Source organism: Pseudomonas sp. 11/12A (assembly GCF_000800055.1).
Taxonomy (GTDB): Bacteria; Pseudomonadota; Gammaproteobacteria; order Pseudomonadales; family Pseudomonadaceae; genus Aquipseudomonas; species Aquipseudomonas mohnii.
Genome location: NZ_JUGV01000001.1, coordinates 666,573 through 685,480, shown reverse-complemented (window position 1 = coordinate 685,480; position 18,908 = coordinate 666,573). Strand labels below are relative to the sequence as shown.

Sequence of the window (18,908 nt, the reverse complement as noted above, 5' to 3'; positions counted from 1 at the left end):
CTCGACAGCCGACAGCCTAGGGTTTTGCCTGATATTAAATGACAAAAACCTATAGACAAACGGCCCCCCCTGCGCCGACGAAACAGCCTCCTTTTTGCTGGCTGGAGCCAGGGTTTGGACTCGTGTTTCTTGACTCCAACGACATCTATCGCGTACGCGACCAACGGTATCTTAAGTGGTATTATGCCGCCCAATAGTTTGCGTCAAGTAATGGCACCGTGATTGCAGACGGTCGTAATCCGATCAAGTTCCAGACTGGATTCTTAGTCAGAATACGCCCCGTTGAAGTCGATGCCTGATACTAAAAAACATAGACCCGTCAGCTTGCATGACCAGTCTGCCCGCAGCGAACATCCATTGGCTCCATCCGCTATGCACGCCAGCCTCAAGTCCATCGCCAAGTGGCCACCTTCCAGAGAAAATGCAAGTCGGTTCACCCTTGCTCTGTGCGCCGCCTCGACGCTCGGCAATCTGCTGATCTACAGCCTGTCCGCGCATCTGCCACCAGGTTTGCTGGTGCTCAACATAGCGGCATTGGGCTGCGTCTGGATGCAGTATCACCTGTCGCGCAAGTCGATCAAATTTCAGCCTCAGGAGTTGGCCGACCGCTTGCTGCAGGTTCAGGAAAACGAGCGTCATCGACTGAGCCGGGAACTGCATGACGACATCGGTCAGTTGCTGACGGCAGCAAAGCTTCAAAGTGACTGGCTCAGGCGCCGAATGCCGGAAGAACTGCAGGGACAATGCTCGGTGCTCTGCGATACGCTGGACGAAACCCTGACCAAAGTTCGCGATGTATCGGCCATCCTCAATCCCCGACAACTGACCAGCCTTGGGCTGGAAGCCAGCCTGCGTGCACATTTGCTCAAGACGCTGACCAATACGTCGGTACACTGGAGCCTTGAATGCCATCAACGCCTGACGGGCATCCCGGAAGAGATGGCAGTGGCCGCTTTTCGAATCACTCAGGAAGCGATCACCAACATACTGCGACATGCCGAAGCGAAAAACCTTCTGGTCTGCCTCCAGCGCTTGCCGCAAGGCCTGTCGCTGCTGATCAGTGACGACGGCCTGGGGTTTGCGCCGGCTACAGATCCCGGTCGCGAGGGGCAACGTGGTATGGCCGGGATGTCGGAACGGATCGCTCAGTTGGGTGGCACACTGACCGTGACCAGCGAACCGGGCAAAGGCACTCAAATCGAAGCTCTCCTCCCTTGGGCACCTCGCGCGCTCGAACGGGCCAGTACGAAAAAGGTTATACATTGACTTGTAACTTACTTCTGGTGGATGACCACTCGCTGATCAGGGCTGGCGTACGCGCCCTGGTGCTCGACCTTCCTGGCTACGCGGTCATTGGCGAGGCCGATGACGGCTCGCAATTGCTCGCGATGGTCGAGCATCTGTCCCCGGATATCGTGCTGCTGGACATTTCCATGAAGCAAACCGGCGGCGTTGAAGCCTTGCAGCAGCTCAAGCGGATACGCCCACAGGCCAAGGTGCTGATCCTGTCGATGCACACCGACCCGGCATTGATCATGCAGGCGCTGGAATCGGGTGCCCATGGCTACCTGCTCAAGGACACCACAGCCACTGAGCTGGAACAGGCGCTGGAGGCGTTGCGAAACAACGAACGTTACCTGAGCCCGGCCATCGCCCATACGGTTATCAACCAGGCGCTGACCCGAACCCAGAAAAACCAGACTGAATCCGCTGATTCGCACAACCTGACGCCCCGTCAGCTGGAAATCCTTCGTTTGATTGTTCGGGGAAAATCCACCCGGGAAATCGCCAACGGCCTGGGCCTGAGCGTCAAGACAGTTGAAACCCATCGCTCGCAGATCATGAAACGCTTGCAGATCTTCGATGTGGCAGGCCTTGTTTTATTCGCCGTGCGCGAGCAGATCATCAGTCTGGACGATTAACGCTGGCGCCCAACAACGGCGAATGCTCGGGTAAATGCACCCTTAGCGCCCCCGGTCGAGCCGAGAATCGCAGGTTGTCACCTTCCAGCGGCTCGCCATCGAGGTTGATGTGCAGGCCTTCGGAGGCCTTGATCTCGACCCAAGGCAGGCGTGCCCGCACGAACATGTTGTCGATACCAAAGCCATCGGCCAGCAGGTTTTTCAAGGTGCCCACCAGTTCCTGCGGTGCCGGCAAAATGCTGATATCGAGCAGACCGTCGTCCGCCAGCGCTTGCGGACATAACACATGGCCACCTCCCGCTTGCCGGCCGTTACCGATGCCCAACGCCAACAGCTCGCCACTCCAGTGAAAATCCGGCCCGTGCAACTCGCCATAAGCCGCGTGCAACTCACTGAAACGTGACAGACCCGTGAAGAGATACGCAGCGCCACCGAGGACTTTTTTCAGCTCCTCCGAGGTATTGGCGGTGACCTGGCTGCCGAAACCGCCCGTGGCCATGTTCAAGAACACTTGCCCGCCCACGTCCCCCAGATCGATGGCGCTGGGCGCACGCTCCAGAAGTTCCAGTGCCTGATCCGGCTCCAGTGGAATACCGGCGGCGCGGGCAAAATCATTGGCGGTTCCCAGAGGCATCAGCACCAGGCTGGCCCCGGTCGAATGCGCCGCCATGGCCTCGGCAATATCACGCAACGTGCCATCGCCACCGCCAGCAATGATTTGCCGGTAGCCCGCGGTCAGTGCTTCATCCACCAGCCGCTGTGCGTCACCGGCCTCCCAGGTCACCCGGACAGCCAGTTCCCAACCCTGCTCGCGCTTGCTTTCGACGGCAGCACGCACTGCCTCGTTGAGCGCCTGTTTACCATGCAATATCAACAGCGCCTTGCGTTCGCTCATCGGTGTCACTCCCGGGATTGATTGGCCTATGGGAGATGTTGACCGCGACGCTACCGATAAAAGTCGCAAGAAATTGAATTATTTCCAGTCGAGTCGACTTGAGCCCTATGTAGCAGGATTTTTCTTACAAAACGTGAGGAATCGGCTCAATTGACCAGAAAGTGTGATTGGTCCACTTTGGTGCCTTCGGTTTTTAGTGATCAGCAGCACAAACACAAGGACGTGCCATGCAGAGCCATCACTCCAGCCTATCGGTGTTTCCGGTCGCACCACTCGCAGAGAAACAGGCCAACCAGCCGGCTGAAATCAAAAACAGCATGAAACTCAACGGAGAAGTTGATATGGAACCTCGCGTCACTGAACTGGAAACACGCCTCAAGTGCATCCGAAGGGACATGGAAGACATTCGCAGTGACCTCAAATCCATCAAGCACCGACTCGCCTATTCGGCTGGCGGAACAGCCGTAGTCCTCGGGCTTCTCGGCTGGATCGCCAATAGTCGTTTCGAGCAGCTCGTGACACTGCTTCTGGCGAATTAAAGCCTCATCAACGCAAAACCCGGTTCGATCAACCGGGCTTGCAAGACGAAGATTGTTCACCGGGTCAGCCCAGGACTTCGCTCAACGGTATGAAGTACACACTGTCACCTACGACAAGCGTACGATCCTCGAGCACCTCAACCAGTCCATCGGCCCAGGCGGCGCTGCGCAACACCCCGGAACTCTGGTTCCTATAGATGATCGCCCGACCATTATCCAGGCGACCGCGCAAATACTCGCGTCGATTGCCGGCTTTGAGCCAGTCAAATCCTGCCTGTACCTGCACTTTCAACGGCTCGACTTCCTTTACCCCCTGACGACGCAGGAGATAGGGCCGTGTCAGCAAGGCAAAGGTCACCAGGGTTGATGCCGGATTGCCGGGCAAGCCAATGACCGGAACGCCACGGAAATGCCCGAATGTCAGTGGTTTGCCGGGTTTGATGGCGAGTTTCCACAATGCCAACTCACCCTCTTCCCGCAAGGCAATGCCCAAAAAGTCCGCCTCACCTACCGATACGCCCCCCGTCGAGAGAATCAGATCGACATCCTGCAACTCGCCAAGGCGCGCGCGCGTGGTGGTCAGGTCATCCGGCAGAATCCCGGCATCGATCACTTCGCAACCCAAACGCTGTAACCAACTGCAGAGCAACACACGGTTGCTGTTATAGATCTGGCCAGGCCCTAGCGCCTGCCCTGGTTCAATCAATTCGTCCCCGGTGGAAAGAACCGCGACACGAACCTTACGAATCACGTCCAGCTCGGCACACCCCAGCGAAGCCGCCAGGCCTTGCTCGATCGGCCCCAGACGAGTCCCCGCCGGCAAAATCAGTTCACCGATGGTGGTTTCCTGGCCTTGTGGACGGATGTTTTGCCCAACGGTCATGGTTTCGGCGAAATGTATTCGCTCATCTGCCTGGATGACCGCGTTTTCCTGCATCTCGACGCAGTCAGCACCCGCCGGTACAGGGGCTCCCGTGAAGATTCTGGCACAGGTACCCGGCTGCAATGGCTCGGGTGCCTGCCCGGCAAATATCTTCTGACTGACAACCAACGGCTCACCCGTCCAGTCAGCCAGGCGCAAGGCATAACCGTCCATGGCGCTGTTGGGCCACGGGGGCAAATCAAGGGTCGACACCAAATCGTCCGCCAGCACACGGCCTTGCACCTGCGCCAACGGCAAGCGTTCACGCTCATGAATCCGGGAGTTGTCAGCCAATTCCAGCAGGCGTGCCAGCGCCACCTCGACCGGCATCAGGCTGCCGGTCTTGCCCGGTTTACCCACGGGATTCACAGGGTGCCGCCTGTTTCAAATGAGCCACGAAATTACAGGGGCGATGGCGCGAGTCCAGTTGTTCGGAAAGAATGCCATCCCAACCCGTGCGCACCGCATTGGTCGAGCCTGGCAGGCAGCAGACCAGTGTCCCGTTCGCCAGACCGGCCAGGGCGCGGGACTGAACAGTGGAGGTGCCGATGTCCGCCACCGAAATCTGCCGGAACAACTCACCGAAGCCATCGACTTGTTTATCGAGCAGGCAGCTCACCGCTTCCGGGGTGCTGTCGCGACCGGTAAAACCGGTGCCGCCAGTGATCAGCACGACCTGCACCACATCATCGGCAATCCAGTTGGCGACTTGCGCGCGAATTTTGTAGAGGTCATCTTTAAGCAATACCCGGGAGGCCAGGTTATGGCCGGCAGCCGTCAAGCGGTCGACGAAGACCTGGCCTGAGGTATCGGTTTCCAGGGTACGGGTATCGCTGACAGTCAGCACCGCAATGTTGAGCGGCGCGAAAGGTACATCAGCCTTGGCTTTCATAGGCTCGTCCAGTTGTAGGAGAAACAGCCCGGTGTTATATCACAGCGCCTCATTTTTTCGCCGCCCTCCCATGTCTGATGGAGAACCGCCATGACTTCGAATCAGTTGCCGCCCTGCTCCATTCTGCTCCTGGCAGGCGGTCGCGGCCAGCGCATGGGAGGGCAGGATAAAGGGTTGCTGGACTGGCACGGTGAACCGCTGATTGCACATCTGCATCGCAAGACACGGCCACTGAGCGATGACCTGATCATCTCCTGCAACCGGAACCCGGAAAAATACGCGCCTTATGCCGACCAACTGGTGCATGACGACGAAGGTGACTTTCCCGGGCCGTTGGCCGGCATTCGTGCGGGATTGAAAGCCGCTCGCCATACACATCTGCTGGTCTTGCCGTGTGATGTTCCACGCATCGATGCCGCCCTGCTCAACAGCATGCGCGGAACCGCCAACCAGCATCCCGACAAGCCGTTGATGCTGCGCCATGGCGAGCACTGGGAACCTCTACTGTGCGTCATTCCCGTGGCACTTCGCGCTGACTTCGAAAGCGCCTGGAACGACGGCGAGCGCAGCCCGGGCCGACTTATGCGCAAACTGGGCGCTACCGCATTGCAGTGTCCTGATAATGATCCACGTCTGGCCAATCTCAACACACCGGAACTGTTAAGCGCGTACAACACTGTGTCAGACTGAACCTATCAAGGAACTTGCACGTTCTGCATACGTCTCAAGCTCAGTAACCAAAAGAATTCATTTTCGGAGATACACCCATGACTCAACGGATCCTGGCCACTTTCATGCTCGCATTGGGTCTAGCCACCCTGGCCGGTTGCGCGTCACCTGCAGTAATCACCTTGAACGACGGTCGCGAAATCCAGGCCGTCGACACGCCACACTATGACAAGGATTCGGGCTTCTACGAATTCGAACAACTGGATGGCAAACAGACCCGCATCAATAAGGATCAGGTTCGTACCGTTAAAGAGTTGTAATTCGCGCAGCGGACACCGGATACAAGAATGCCCCGACTCGTCGGGGCATTTTTTCGTCTGCATCAAATTCATGAAGCCGAACCGGATTGACGCGATTACGGATTCGGTTCGTTGCTCAGCTTATCCGCGCGTGACAGGGCTTGCGTAGCTTCGGTAACGCATTTCGTGTTATCCCCGGCAAGCTTGGACGCTTCGGCACTGGCCAACAACCGCCTGATTTCCATGGTGGTGTTTTCAGAGGTGGCTGGCAGGCTCGTGACTTTGTCCTTGAGCTCCTGAAGCTTGGCGGTGCATAGATTGTTGTCTGCGGCGAATGCAGGAGAGGCCAACATTGCAGCGCAAATGAATATTCCAGCGAAAGCGGTACGTTTCATCGGGGTTTCCTTGCACGATAGGTCTCGGTGCTACCGGGCGATCCGGCTGCTATGCCGAGGTCGTTGAAAGCCAAGATCGCGAGGCCTTATCAACTGACTGTAGAGCGGCCCTTAAATTCGATATTTTTTGCAGGCACGGCTAAATAAAACGCCCTGGTTCATCACCATTGAAGGGTAATGGCGCTCTCGAACTCTCGATCCTGCCCCGTGACCGGATCGACAAATTTCAGTCCTTGGGCCAGCAGCTTCAAAGGATTGGCGTAGTCATCCTCGACATCCTTGAGCACCCGGGGATAAAACGGATCATTGCAAATGCTCGCACCCAGCGCCGTCATGTGTACCCGCAGCTGATGCTTCTTGCCTGTCACCGGGTAAAGTCCATAACGCCAGAGATCCCCGTTTTTCTCCCTGACCTCGACGGCTGTCTCGGTATTGCTGGCGCCCGGCCCTTCCTGCATGCGGAAAAAAGGCTCGCCATCGACAAGACGGCTCTTGTGCACCAAGGGAAATGAGAGATCAGGCAATGCCCCGGCAATGGCCTCGTACCGTTTCTCGATCTGCCGCGCAGGAAACAACGACTGATACGCCGATCGGCTCTGCGGGTTGGCAGAAAACAACACAAGCCCCGCGGTATGCCGGTCAATTCGATGCAAGGGCACCAGGTGCGGGTTATCCAGGCGACGAATCAGCCGTCTGAGCAAGGTCTGCTCCACATACTCCCCCGCCGGAGTCACAGGCAGAAAGTGCGGCTTGTCTGCCACGACCAGATGCTCATCCGCGTACAAAATCGACTCGACCACCGGGATCGTTTTTTCGTCCGGTATTTCGCGAAAATAGTGAATTCTCAGGCCTTCCCTGTAAGGCAGATCAACGGTGATCGGCGCACCTTGCCCGTCGAGGACGCGGCCGCGGGCAATTCGATCCAGCCATTGTTCACGCCCGATGGCACTGAAGTGCTCGCACAGGCAGTCGAGCACGGTCTGCCACGGGCCGGGGGGCAAATAGAGCGTGCTCGCCTGGTGGTGTGCAGCCGAAAAAGTTGAAGTGGACATACGAAAGCTCTAACCCTCAATGCAGGGCGACATTATCCGACAGAGAAAGGAGTGAGCCTAGAAGAGATTCTCAAGCAGGAATCTGCTTGCGCGCTGCGGCTTCTGTGTATTCCTTGAGCCAGCGCAGCACATCGACCGCTTCCCAGCGCGCCGGGTCATAAAGCGCATACAACAAACCCTGGTAGCCCACGACGTCCAGTTGCCGGTGATAGCCAGCGCGCTGAAACAAGGCTTCGATTTCTGCAAAACAGGTATTGAAATGCAGTTTGTTGAAGGGTGTTTTGCCTTCCGTCACCAGACCATCAAGACGCAGTTCGAGAACCGCTTCGCGTACTACGTCCACCGACATCCGGTTCACGCTGCTTTTCAATTGTTCGACATTGACCACGATTCATCCCTCTCACGCCCGGGCTCGCCTGCTCAAACCCTGAAGTCAGGGGTAACAAGGTCGGCAACCCGGATAACTGTATGCGCATACAGTATCCGAATCGCATTGATTAAGCCAAGGGGATCATTCGCGAAGATCGACAGGCGGGAACAGGCCATCGCAAAAAACGTTTATCGCAGGAACGCCACCACGTCATCGGCACTGAACGGCCAGCCTAGCTCCGCGCCGTTATCGACCCGCCGTAAAACAGGAATGCGCAGGCTGTAGGCTTCGAACCAGGTCTCGTCCTCAGCGATATCCACCAGTTCCACCAGCAAGCCGCGCTCAACAAATTCCATCAGCATGGCTTCGGCCACTTCACAGAGATGGCACCCGAGGGTGCCGAACAACTGACATTCAGGAAGCATGAGCGCTCAACCTAAAAAATGAAGTGCTTATTCTAGGCCTGCCCCGAAAAGCCGTCGAGCCATTGAATCCTCTGCCTTGAAACGTGAATTTCAGCAGTCTCAATCCTGACTGACGGCACCAATCTTGTGTACCGACAAGTCTGCACCGTAATACTCCTCCTCCTGGCTCAACCGCAGACCATGGAGCGCCTTGATCACGCCATACACCGCAAAACCACCGGTCAATGCCACGCCAACGCCCAACGCGGTTCCGATCAACTGGCTGATCAGGCTCACCCCACCCAACCCACCCAGTGCACCCTGACCGAAAATGCCGCAAGCAATACCGCCCCACGCGCCACACAGGCCATGCAGGGGCCAGACACCCAGCACATCGTCGATATGCCACTTGCTTTGAGCGGCAGTGAAACACCAGACGAACAACGCACCGGCAATCGCACCGGTCACCAGCGCGCCCACCGGGTGCATCAGGTCGGAACCGGCACAGATTGCCACCAGCCCGGCCAATGGGCCGTTGTGCAGAAAGCCAGGGTCATTGCGCCCGACGATCAATGCCGCCACGGTGCCGCCAACCAAGGCCATCAATGAGTTCACCGCCACCAATCCACTGACACCTTGCAGGGTTTGGGCGCTCATGACGTTGAAACCGAACCAGCCGACGATCAGGATCCATGAACCCAACGCCAGAAAGGGAATGCTCGAAGGCGCGAACGCCACCAGGCGTCCTTCGCGATAACGGCCATTACGCGGCCCCAGCAACAGCACCGCCGCGAGCGCCAGCCAACCGCCCATGGCATGGACCACCACAGAGCCGGCAAAATCATGGAAACCTGCGCCAAAACGTTCCAGCAACCAGGCCTGCAAGCCAAAGTTGCCGTTCCAGATCATGCCCTCGAAAAAGGGATAGACGAACGCTACGATCAAGGCGGTCGCGCACAACTGCGGGACGAACCGGGCGCGTTCGGCAATGCCCCCGGAAATGATCGCCGGGATCGCCGCCGCAAAGGTCAGCAGAAAGAAAAACTTCACCAGGCCATAGCCGTGATCGGCATTGATCACCGCGGCCGGTTGCATGAAAGTGACGCCGTAGGAAATCCAATAGCCTATAAAGAAGTAAGCCAGGGTTGAAACGGCGAAGTCGCTGAGGATCTTCGACAACGCGTTAACCTGGTTTTTTTGGCGAACCGTTCCGACTTCAAGAAAGGCAAAACCGGCATGCATGGCCAGTACCATGACGGCGCCGATCAGTATGAACAATGTATTGGAGCTATGGACCAGACTGTCCACAGCACTTTGCAGATTTTCCATGGATTTGGCAGACCTTTAAGGCTGAAAAAAGCACCAAAGCAGTTCGTGCGGGCAATCCATGCACCAAGTTGTGACCTTCCCGCTTCGAGCAGGTCACCCCAATGAACCGATTTGGCGCACAGGGTTCGTCATGGCCAACGATGACCGGGACAATTTCACGGGTTTTGATTGTTTGAGTTAAGGTTTTACTGAAATCATGCCCAGCGACAGCGCAACGGCGCAGACTGACGCACCACGACATAGCAAAAGTTGTACCAGTCATTTGTACTGAACCTTCACCCAAGGCTCATACTCGAACGTTTCAGAAGCCACTTATGGAGATCACCCATGGCCAGCATCAAGGCAAAGACTGCTCAAGAAATCCTGATGAGCGATTTTCAGACTCTGGTCAACGACACCGAACGGTTGCTCGAACACACCGCCACCCTGGCCGGTGATCAGGCCGACGAGCTGCGCGACCAGATCCACGACAGTCTGCTGCGTGCCCGCGAAACCTTGCGACTGACCGAAGACTCCCTGCGTGACCGCGGCAAGGCAGCCGTCACTGCCACCGAGGACTATGTCCAGGCCAACCCATGGCAATCGGTCGGGATCGCGGCCGGGGTCGGCTTCCTGATTGGCCTGCTGGCGACGCGGCGCTGATATGGCAATCGGTGAATCCGGTTCGTCCGAGACGGGGCAAAGCTCCTCACCGCGGCGCCTGGGCGCTGCATTCCTGGGCCTGCTGCACAGCCATGTCGAGCTGTTCGGCATCGAACTGCAGGAACAAAAAGCCCGCACCGTAAGCCTGTTGCTGTTTGCCGGGTTGGCGCTGGTGTTTGCATTGCTGTTGCTGGTGGGGTTGTCGACGCTGGTGCTGATCCTGTTCTGGGACACCTATCGGCTGCCGGCCATCATTGGGCTCTGTGTGTTTTACGCCCTCGCCGCCCTCTTCTGTGGCCTGCGCCTGAAAGCGGCGATCTTCGATGAGTCCTCTCCCTTCCACGGCACTCTGGAAGAGTTGGCCAATGACCGGGAGCGCCTGCTGCCATGAGCCTGCCTGAACTGCCTCGAAACAGCACGCGCACAGAGATGCGCAAGGCGCTGATTCGCCTGCGCATGGAAATGCATCGTCAGGAAATCCGCCACGAGTCCGCGCAACTGCTACAACCCCTGAACCGTGTGCGCGGGATGACGCAAAGCCTGCAGGACGGCTTCGGCATCAAGCACGCTCCGCTCTGGGGCGTAGCCGCCGTAACTTTGCTCGGTTTCCTGACCGGCAAGGGCGCAAAAAACGGCGGGGGTCTGAGCAGCCTGACCCGGCTGGTTCGGCTTGGCACCACATTGGTGCCCCTGATCAAGCTGATCTTGCAAGGCTCATCGCGTAAACAGTAAACCATCGCTATCTGGCTGCATTCTTGCAACACGCACGGGCTGAGCCTCTTTATAGAGGGGTTCAGCCCTGTTCGCCCACCCGGTGATCAGGCTCATTCCAAAAACAAGATCTGCTAAGGAGGCCTCGTGATCGACGGGCAACCGCTCGCTTGCTTTCAACCGTTCATCGATACCGCTACGGGCCGTATCGCGGGTGTTGAGGCACTGGGTCGACTGCGGCAAGCCGACGGTCAATTGGCGTCAGTGGGTCCGCTGTTCGCCGACCCGCGTACAAACGCCATCATCCTGCGTCGGCTGGATCGCCAATTGCGCGATGACGCCTTGAGACGTCTGCATGAAGCGCCTTCCGACTGGTTCTTGAGCCTGAACATTTCACCCCGCTGGATCAGCCGCCTGCGTCCGGACCAGCCGCTGCCGAGCCTCAAGCAACTGAGCAGTCAGGGGATCGATCCACGGCGAATCGTCTTCGAGATCACGGAACTGGGGGGCGATATCCAGCGTCTGGCCCAAGTGGTGACGCGTTACCGTCAGGCCGGCGCACGGATCGCCATCGACGATTTCGGTGCCGGCTACTCCCAACTCGATCGCGTTCTGGCGTTGCAGCCAGACATTCTCAAGCTCGACATGCGCCTGTTCCAGGCGGCGGCGCTGGGTGGGCCCAGCACTGACGTGGTCAAGGCCCTGGCCTTGATGGCCGAGAAAACCGGTTGCTGGATCATCGCCGAAGGCGTGGAAACCGAAGCCCAACTGAATTTTGCCCTGGAATGCGGCTCACGCTACGTGCAGGGTTTTCTGTTTGCCGGGGCGCAAGAGGACTTCTTCGCCACCGACGCCTTTGTCGAGCGCTTTGCACAACTGCGCCAGCGTTATGTTCAGCAAAAGCTGGCCGAGCGTGGTCGTTTGATGAACATGCGCCAGCAACTCGGCGAATTGATGGCGATCCTGCAAGCCTGGGCACAAAACCGCGCCCCGCTCAGTGCCCTGCCCCAACTGGATGCCTTTCCCTGGCTGTTGCGCTTCTATCAATGCGACCGGCACGGAACCCAACTGACGCCAAACCTTGAATGGCGCAATAACGGCTGGGTCGCCGATGACCGTTATCTGGGCCACAACTGGTCGTGGCGCCCCTATTTCTATCATCTGTTGGCCGAGGGCTGGGATGAGCGTCGACTGACCCTTTCCAACACTTACCGCGACGCCACCAGCAATCAGTACTGCCTCACCGCCGGGCAATTTTTCGACAATGGCGAACGCTTGCTGCTGATCGATATCGATGCCGTCGGGCTCTAGGAGCCGGGACCGCCCGGCGATGGCGATAGCTGACTCGACGTTGCAGCGCCCGATGCACCACCATCGCCGGCCAGTCTTGCACCTGCAGGTAGGCGTGTTTTTCCCTTGCAGGTCCTGATGCGAACCGGGAAGCTAAAGCAATCAGTCACCTGACGGAGAGAACCAGCCTTGGATTGGCACACCCTGCTTACCCGTGAACGCCTTGGAAAACCGCTGCACAGTCCGGAAGAACTCGGGCGCAGCCCCTTTCACAAAGACCATGACCGCATCATTTTTTCGGGTGCGTTTCGCCGCCTCGGGCGCAAAACCCAGGTTCATCCGGTTTCGAGCAACGACCATATCCACACCCGTCTGACCCATTCCCTTGAAGTGAGCTGCGTCGGTCGATCACTGGGCATGCGTGTCGGCGAAACCATCCGCGGCGCCCTGCCCGACTGGTGCGAACCCAGTGACCTCGGGATGGTGGTGCAATCAGCCTGCCTGGCACATGACATCGGCAATCCGCCGTTCGGGCATTCCGGTGAAGATGCGATTCGGCACTGGTTCCTGCAAGCCGCCGGCCGTGGCTGGCTGGACGCGATGAGCGAAGCGGAACGAAGTGACTTCCTCAATTTCGAAGGTAACGCCCAAGGTTTCCGAGTACTGACGCAGCTTGAGTATCACCAGTTCGACGGTGGGACGCGTCTGACCTACGCGACCCTCGGCACCTACCTGAAGTATCCATGGACGGCCCGGCACGCCGACTCGCTGGGTTACAAAAAACACAAATTCGGTTGCTATCAGAGCGAGCTGCCGCTACTGGAACAGATCGCTCACAAACTCGGCCTGCCGCAACTCGAAGAGCAACGCTGGGCGCGTCACCCGCTGGTGTATCTGATGGAAGCCGCCGATGACATTTGCTACGCGTTGATCGATCTCGAAGACGGCCTGGAAATGGAGCTGCTGGAATACACCGAGGTCGAGTCCCTGTTGCTGAATCTGGTGGGCGATGATCTGCCGGAAACCTATCGCCAGCTTGGTCCGCAGGATTCTCGCCGGCGCAAACTGGCGATCCTGCGAGGCAAAGCCATCGAGCATTTGACCAATGCGGCGGCCCGGGCCTTTGTCGAGCAACAGGACGCGCTGCTGGCCGGCACCCTGCACGGCGACTTGGTAGAGCACATGCACGGCCCCGCCAAACGCTGCGTTCTCAACGCCAAGGACATGGCGCGCAAGAAAATCTTCCAGGACAAGCGCAAGACCCTGCACGAAATTGGCGCCTACACCACGCTGGAAATCCTGCTCAACGCTTTCTGCGGCGCGGCACTTGAGCAACACGGCGGTCGGACGCCATCGTTCAAGAGTCGGCGGGTTCTCGACCTGCTGGGCAACAATGCACCCGACCCCAACGGCCCGTTACACGCGTCGTTCCTGCGCATGATCGACTTCATCGCCGGTATGACCGACAGCTATGCCAGCGACATGGCACTGGAAATGACCGGCAGCTCTAGCCACTGACAGGAACAGGGACATCAGCCATTACGCCCCCCTTAATGGCTGATGTCCCCCGAAAACTGCAAGTGCGCTCAAGGTTCGCGGAAATCCCCTACAGCTCCTGTCGAGTGAACTGATCGATTTATCCGCGTTTCCCACGGAACAATCACGCCTACTTTGTTCGATAGAAAAAGCGTGAATAATATGATCAAAGACAATCTGCGCATCTTGTTGGTGGAAGATCACCCGTTTCAGCTCAGAGCCACTCAGTACCTGCTCGAGAGTTACGGCTTCACCCAGCTCACCACCACTGACTGTGCCCAAGGTGCATTGCAACTAATGCTCACCGCCACACAACCGTTCGATATTCTTTTGTGCGACCAGTGCCTTCCCGATCTCTGCGGCCTTGATCTGGTCAAATTTGCCAGTCATCGAGGGATGATAAAACAGGCAATACTTCTAAGTAGCCTGACACCCGCTGAACTGGACCAACTTAAACACATGGCAAACACCCATGGACTCCCGTTGCTGGGCTACTTGATCAAGCCTTTGAAACAATACGAATTCAGAAAATTATTGACCCTGATCCCATAACAAAAAACCCAAAAAAACCAGCGCTGAATATTACAACTAAACCTCAACAACGTTTATTGATCCTTATAAAAAACCTAGTTGACACGTAGGCCCATTCCTTTTTGCATGTAGGAACATTCCTATAATGGTGCTACGACTACCTCAGTTCATACGTCACCTCAACTATCTGAGCTAAGGTGCGCGCTTTATTTGAGCTTGCATGGAATTTTATTATGAACTCCGTTTTTATTGTCGACGATCACCCTGTCATCCGACTTGCCGTCCGTATGCTACTGGAACACGAAGGCTACGAAGTCGTTGGCGAAACTGATAATGGGGTCGACGCCATGCAGATGGTTCGCGAATGCATGCCCGACCTGGTCATTCTCGACATCAGCATTCCCAAGCTGGATGGCCTGGAAGTACTGGCCCGCTTCAACGCAATGAGCACCCCACTTAAAACATTGGTATTAACGGCACAATGCCCGACACTTTTCGGTATTCGCTGCATGCAGTCCGGTGCTTCTGGATATGTCTGCAAACAGGAAGACCTGAGCGAACTGATCAGCGCCATTAAAGCAGTATTGTCAGGTTACAACTATTTCCCAAGTGAAGCGCTCAACCCGGTTCGCGGCGATGAAGCGCGTTACGCCGAACTCGAACTGTTCAAGTCAGTAAACGATAGGGAACTGATGGTATTGCAACTTTTTGCCCAAGGCCGCACCAACAAGGAGATCGCCAAAGGCATGTTTTTGAGCAACAAAACTGTCAGCACTTATAAAAAACGTCTCATGCAAAAGCTCAAGGCCAAATCCCTGGTTGAACTTATCGAAATGGCAAAACGTAACGCTTTGGTGTGAGAAACAGGATGCTCAGTCGTTTAAAGGATTTTCTGATACTCACGACAGCAGGCTTATGCTTGAGCACCTCATTGCTCGCGGCGCAGGACGGTGAGGATTATGTCTTGCTCAGCCGCATGACGGCCGGAAATCTGGAAGTCCAACTGGATCCATCGCAACGACAATGGGTCAGGAACAAACGTGAATTGGTTCTGGGTACCTCAGCACCGGATTATCCACCGTTCGACCTGACCCTCAGCGGCCACGACTATGAAGGCTTCACTGCCGATTATGCGGGCATACTCGGCAAGGCCACGGGCTTGCCCATCAAGGTTCAACGCTTCTCATCCCGGGGAGCCGCAATCGAAGCACTCAAAAACGGCGAGGTTGACTTGCTCGGCACCGCCAATGGATTCGAAGCAAGCAATGCCGACATCGTATTGTCCATGCCCTACGCGGTGGACCAACCGGTCCTGGTGACACGCGAAGGCGAAACCCGATCACTGACCGACGGCCTTGCCGGTCTGCGCCTGAGCATGGTGTATCACTATCTGCCGCTGGAGGAGGTCAAGGCCCTCTACCCGAAGGCGATCATTACATCCCATCCCTCCTATCAGAATGCGATCAACGCCGTAGCCTTCGACCAGGCGGACGTGTTTCTCGGCGATACCATTTCGACCCATTACATGATCAACAAGGGCTACCTGAACAACATCCGCATGGCCAACTTCGGCAAACACGAAGCCCACGGATTCAGTTTTGCGGTGCACAAGAACAACCCGGAACTGCTCGGCATCATCAATACGACGCTCATGGCGATCCCTGTCAGCGAACGAGAAAACATCGCCAAGCGTTGGAGCGCCGGCAGCGACATCCTGCTCACCGATCACAAGCTGGAGCTCAGTTACGGCGAAGAACGCTGGCTGGCGCAACACCCGGTGGTCCGCGTAGTCGTCAATGAAGCACTTGCGCCACTGACGTTTTTCGACAGTGACGGCAACTTCCGCGGCGTTGCCGCCGACTTGCTTGAACTCATCAGGCTGCGCACCGGTCTGCGCTTCGAGATCCAGCGCAGCCGAAGCGACAGCGACATGATTCAGCGGATCAGAGACAACCAGGCCGATCTGATCGCCGCACTGCTGCCCAGCGCAAAACGGGAAAGGCTGCTGAATTTCAGTCGACCCTATCTGCAAAACTCCAATGTCCTGTTGACGCGCAAAGCTGCAGACAGCCCTGCCAATCTTACGCAGCTTCATGACAAGCGCGTGGCCATCGCCCAAGGCAATCCACTGATAGATTTTTTGCGTACCGAGTTCCCGCAGATAAAACTCATCAAAATGCCGGACACGTTCAGTGCCGTGGAAATGCTTGCCGAGGGCCAGGCAGAAGGTGCAGTGAGCTCTCTGGTGATCGCCAACTACTTCATCTCATCGCGGCTCTTCGAGCACAGCCTCCAAATCAGCACCACCATCGGCACAGAGCAAGCGGCATTCTCTCTGGCCACCGGCCGCAACGCCAAGGAACTCAATGACATCCTCAACAAGGCGCTGTTGAGCATCTCGCCGGAGGAACTGGGGATTATCAACAGCCGCTGGCGTGGTTATTCAGCGTCCTCACAAAGCACCTGGCGCACCTATCATCGGGTGTTCTATCAAATCGTCATCGGCGCAGGCGTGCTGTTGTTAATTTCCATGGCCTGGAACGCAAACATGCGGCGCCAGATCAATCAACGCAAAGCGGCCGAGCGTGCATTGAACGATCAATTCGAATTCATGCGTTCACTGGTCAACGGCACGCCACATCCGATTTATGTACGTGATCGCCAGGGCCTGCTCCAAAGCTGCAATGACAGCTACTTGCAAGCCTTCAGTGCAAAACGCGAAGACGTCATTGGCAAAAGTGTCATTCAAGGCACTATGAGCAACGCCTTCGAAGCCCGGGAATATCAGGCCGATTATCAGCGCGTCGTGGCCGAGGGCATACCCCTGATTCTCGATCGTGAACTGCACATCGGTGGACGCCGGTTGACGATCTATCACTGGATTCTCCCCTACCGTGACTCTTGCGGTGAAGTGCAAGGCATCATCGGTGGCTGGATCGACATCAGCGAACGGCGGCAACTGTTCGATGATCTGCGTTGTGCGAAAGAGCGCGCCGACGAAGCCAACCGGGCCAAAAGCACATTCCTGGCCACCATGAGCCACGAGATCCGCACCCCGATGAATGCAGTGATCGGCATGCTCGAATTGACGCTCAAGCGTATCGAACAGGATCACCCGGATCGTCCAGCCATCGATGTGGCGTACAACTCGGCAAAAGACTTGCTGGAATTGATCGGCGACATTCTCGACATCGCCCGCATCGAATCGGGGCACTTGAGCCTGAGCCCGGAGCGTGTCAATCCGCAGGAAATCGTCGCGTCAGTAGCACGTAACTTCGATGGGCTGGCCCACCAGAAAGGACTCGAATTGCGGCTGGAGTTCAACCCGGCCAACCCACCGATCGACGTCCTGCTGGACCCGTTGCGTTTCAAGCAAGTGCTGTCCAACCTGGTCAGCAACGCCATCAAGTTTACCGAGCACGGTCAAGTCAGGATTATCGTCAATCTGCAGCCGTCCGCCGAGCCGGGCCAGGTACGAATGCAATTGCAAGTCGAGGACAGCGGTATCGGAATCAGCGAACAGGATCAGCAACGCCTGTTCGAGCCTTTCGCTCAGGCCGATAACGCCGGACAGTCCGCCAGGGGCGGCACCGGGCTTGGCCTGGTGATCAGCCGCGGTTTGTGCGAAAGGATGGGGGGCTGCCTGCAGTTACGCAGTCAGCCGGGGCTGGGCACTCAAGTGGGCATTACCTTGCACCTGCCCACATTGCCACGTGAACCTGGGCCGAAAATGGTTGAAACAGAAACACCCGCGACATTAACTCCCTTGAATGTACTGGTAGTCGATGATCACGCGGCCAATCGCCTGCTCATGTGTCAGCAGCTGGAGTTTCTGGGCCATCGATTCAGCGTCGCTGAGGATGGTCAGGCAGGATTCGAGGTATGGAAAGCCGGCACCTTCGATCTGGTCATTGCCGATTGCAACATGCCAGTCATGAATGGTTACGAGCTAGCCCGCGCCATTCGCCGCCAGGAATGCCAAACGCAACAACGCCCGTGCACCGTACTGGGATTTACGGCCAATGCACAGCCGGAAGAGATTCAACGTTGCAAACAAGCCGGGATGGACGATTGCCTGTTCAAACCGCTGACCCTGACGGCCTTGAGTCAATGGGTTGAGGGCATGGAGCCCATGGACCTCGCCCCCGTTTTCAGCCTGCAAGGATTCGAGCTGATGACGGGAGGCAATCCCGCACTGAACCGACGATTGTTGACCGAACTGATCAATAGCAATGGTCTGGACCGACAAAGCTTGCTGGCGTTATCCGGGTCCACGGATCCGCAGGTTTTTCTCGATATCGCCCACAAGATCAAAGGTGCCGCCCGAATCGTTCAAGCCTCCCGATTGATCGACACCTGCGAAGCGCTCGAAGCGGCCTGCCGCAGCCTGTTCGAGCCAGGCAGGACGGCCGAATGCTGCAAGGCCATCGAGAGCGCCATGCTCGAATTGGACCAGGCATTGCTGCAGCAAATTGGGCAAAACGACGGAAGCAAAATCACGGAGCCTTAA

The 18,908-nt window shown here is 57.1% G+C and carries 21 protein-coding genes; 13 read left to right on the top strand and 8 right to left on the bottom strand.

Translation table 11 applies throughout. The features are described 5' to 3' along the window. Positions 1 to 372: 372 nt before the first annotated feature. Together GQ39_RS03235 and GQ39_RS03230 are read left to right on the top strand one after the other, a co-directional pair. A complete protein-coding gene (locus GQ39_RS03235; protein ID WP_047527257.1) occupies positions 373 to 1,266 on the top strand; it encodes a sensor histidine kinase in 894 nt (297 codons plus the stop codon). Then, positions 1,263 to 1,922 carry a response regulator gene (locus GQ39_RS03230; RefSeq protein WP_047527256.1) on the top strand — a complete coding sequence of 220 codons (660 nt, stop codon included), beginning with the start codon at positions 1,263 to 1,265 and terminating at the stop codon, positions 1,920 to 1,922. The genes GQ39_RS03235 and GQ39_RS03230 overlap by 4 nt, the downstream gene beginning before the upstream one ends. Here the strand turns inward: GQ39_RS03230 and yegS are convergent. Next, on the bottom strand, positions 1,906 to 2,817 hold the full coding sequence (yegS, locus tag GQ39_RS03225; RefSeq protein WP_047527255.1) for a lipid kinase YegS: 912 nt from the start codon (positions 2,815 to 2,817) through the stop codon (positions 1,906 to 1,908). The two genes, GQ39_RS03230 and yegS, sit on opposite strands and share 17 nt — an antisense overlap. A gap of 227 nt (positions 2,818 to 3,044) precedes the next feature. Here yegS and GQ39_RS03220 point away from each other — a divergent pair, with 227 nt between their 5' ends. Beyond that, positions 3,045 to 3,356 carry a hypothetical protein gene (locus GQ39_RS03220; protein ID WP_047527253.1) on the top strand — a complete coding sequence of 104 codons (312 nt, stop codon included), beginning with the start codon at positions 3,045 to 3,047 and terminating at the stop codon, positions 3,354 to 3,356. Positions 3,357 to 3,420: 64 nt separating this feature from the next. On the opposite strand, the gene GQ39_RS03215 is transcribed toward GQ39_RS03220, so the two are convergent. Together GQ39_RS03215 and moaB are read right to left on the bottom strand one after the other, a co-directional pair. Then, on the bottom strand, positions 3,421 to 4,647 hold the full coding sequence (locus GQ39_RS03215; protein ID WP_047527251.1) for a molybdopterin molybdotransferase MoeA: 1,227 nt from the start codon (positions 4,645 to 4,647) through the stop codon (positions 3,421 to 3,423). Continuing rightward, positions 4,631 to 5,170 carry a molybdenum cofactor biosynthesis protein B gene (moaB, locus tag GQ39_RS03210; RefSeq protein ID WP_047527249.1) on the bottom strand — a complete coding sequence of 180 codons (540 nt, stop codon included), beginning with the start codon at positions 5,168 to 5,170 and terminating at the stop codon, positions 4,631 to 4,633. The genes GQ39_RS03215 and moaB overlap by 17 nt, the downstream gene beginning before the upstream one ends. 90 nt (positions 5,171 to 5,260) lie before the next feature. On the opposite strand from moaB, the gene mobA reads away from it, so the two are divergent. Together mobA and GQ39_RS03200 are read left to right on the top strand one after the other, a co-directional pair. Beyond that, positions 5,261 to 5,860 carry a molybdenum cofactor guanylyltransferase MobA gene (mobA, locus tag GQ39_RS03205; protein ID WP_047527247.1) on the top strand — a complete coding sequence of 200 codons (600 nt, stop codon included), beginning with the start codon at positions 5,261 to 5,263 and terminating at the stop codon, positions 5,858 to 5,860. A gap of 77 nt (positions 5,861 to 5,937) precedes the next feature. Next, positions 5,938 to 6,159 (top strand): YgdI/YgdR family lipoprotein, encoded by a 222-nt coding sequence (locus GQ39_RS03200; RefSeq protein WP_047527245.1) that lies wholly within the window; start codon positions 5,938 to 5,940, stop codon positions 6,157 to 6,159. 95 nt (positions 6,160 to 6,254) lie between these two features. Here the strand turns inward: GQ39_RS03200 and GQ39_RS03195 are convergent, their stop codons facing one another. From GQ39_RS03195 to GQ39_RS03175, 5 genes are all read right to left on the bottom strand, one after another. Beyond that, positions 6,255 to 6,533, bottom strand: a complete 279-nt coding sequence (locus tag GQ39_RS03195) for a hypothetical protein (protein ID WP_047527243.1) — start codon at positions 6,531 to 6,533, stop codon at positions 6,255 to 6,257. Positions 6,534 to 6,694: 161 nt separating this feature from the next. After that, on the bottom strand, positions 6,695 to 7,585 hold the full coding sequence (locus GQ39_RS03190; RefSeq protein WP_047527241.1) for a pseudouridine synthase: 891 nt from the start codon (positions 7,583 to 7,585) through the stop codon (positions 6,695 to 6,697). Positions 7,586 to 7,655: 70 nt separating this feature from the next. After that, positions 7,656 to 7,973 carry a hypothetical protein gene (locus GQ39_RS03185; RefSeq protein ID WP_047527238.1) on the bottom strand — a complete coding sequence of 106 codons (318 nt, stop codon included), beginning with the start codon at positions 7,971 to 7,973 and terminating at the stop codon, positions 7,656 to 7,658. 170 nt (positions 7,974 to 8,143) lie between these two features. Further along, positions 8,144 to 8,380 carry a glutaredoxin family protein gene (locus tag GQ39_RS03180; RefSeq protein WP_047527235.1) on the bottom strand — a complete coding sequence of 79 codons (237 nt, stop codon included), beginning with the start codon at positions 8,378 to 8,380 and terminating at the stop codon, positions 8,144 to 8,146. A gap of 99 nt (positions 8,381 to 8,479) precedes the next feature. Further along, a complete protein-coding gene (locus GQ39_RS03175) occupies positions 8,480 to 9,688 on the bottom strand; it encodes an ammonium transporter (RefSeq protein ID WP_047527233.1) in 1,209 nt (402 codons plus the stop codon). A 327-nt stretch (positions 9,689 to 10,015) separates the two neighbouring features. Between GQ39_RS03175 and GQ39_RS03170 the strand changes: the two genes are divergently transcribed. The 8 genes from GQ39_RS03170 to GQ39_RS03135 all read left to right on the top strand — a co-directional run bounded on the left by GQ39_RS03170 (position 10,016) and on the right by GQ39_RS03135 (position 18,908). Then, positions 10,016 to 10,330: a DUF883 family protein gene (locus GQ39_RS03170; protein ID WP_047527230.1), complete on the top strand. Its 315-nt coding sequence runs from the start codon at positions 10,016 to 10,018 to the stop codon at positions 10,328 to 10,330. Between the two features lies 1 nt (position 10,331). Beyond that, positions 10,332 to 10,721, top strand: a complete 390-nt coding sequence (locus tag GQ39_RS03165) for a phage holin family protein (RefSeq protein ID WP_047527227.1) — start codon at positions 10,332 to 10,334, stop codon at positions 10,719 to 10,721. Beyond that, a complete protein-coding gene (locus tag GQ39_RS03160) occupies positions 10,718 to 11,062 on the top strand; it encodes a hypothetical protein (RefSeq protein WP_047527226.1) in 345 nt (114 codons plus the stop codon). Before GQ39_RS03165 ends, GQ39_RS03160 begins: the two co-directional genes overlap by 4 nt. A gap of 126 nt (positions 11,063 to 11,188) precedes the next feature. After that, the gene (locus GQ39_RS03155; protein WP_047527223.1) at positions 11,189 to 12,352 is read left to right on the top strand and encodes an EAL domain-containing protein; all 1,164 of its coding nucleotides are present in this window, start codon (positions 11,189 to 11,191) and stop codon (positions 12,350 to 12,352) included. A 168-nt stretch (positions 12,353 to 12,520) separates the two neighbouring features. Then, positions 12,521 to 13,849, top strand: coding sequence for a deoxyguanosinetriphosphate triphosphohydrolase (locus tag GQ39_RS03150; RefSeq protein WP_047527221.1), 1,329 nt, complete (start codon positions 12,521 to 12,523; stop codon positions 13,847 to 13,849). Positions 13,850 to 14,029: 180 nt separating this feature from the next. Continuing rightward, entirely contained in the window at positions 14,030 to 14,419 is a 390-nt protein-coding gene (locus GQ39_RS03145; protein WP_047527219.1) for a response regulator, read from the top strand. A gap of 212 nt (positions 14,420 to 14,631) precedes the next feature. Then, positions 14,632 to 15,258 carry a response regulator transcription factor gene (locus tag GQ39_RS03140; RefSeq protein WP_047527217.1) on the top strand — a complete coding sequence of 209 codons (627 nt, stop codon included), beginning with the start codon at positions 14,632 to 14,634 and terminating at the stop codon, positions 15,256 to 15,258. An 8-nt stretch (positions 15,259 to 15,266) separates the two neighbouring features. Next, positions 15,267 to 18,908 carry a transporter substrate-binding domain-containing protein gene (locus GQ39_RS03135; protein WP_047527215.1) on the top strand — a complete coding sequence of 1,214 codons (3,642 nt, stop codon included), beginning with the start codon at positions 15,267 to 15,269 and terminating at the stop codon, positions 18,906 to 18,908.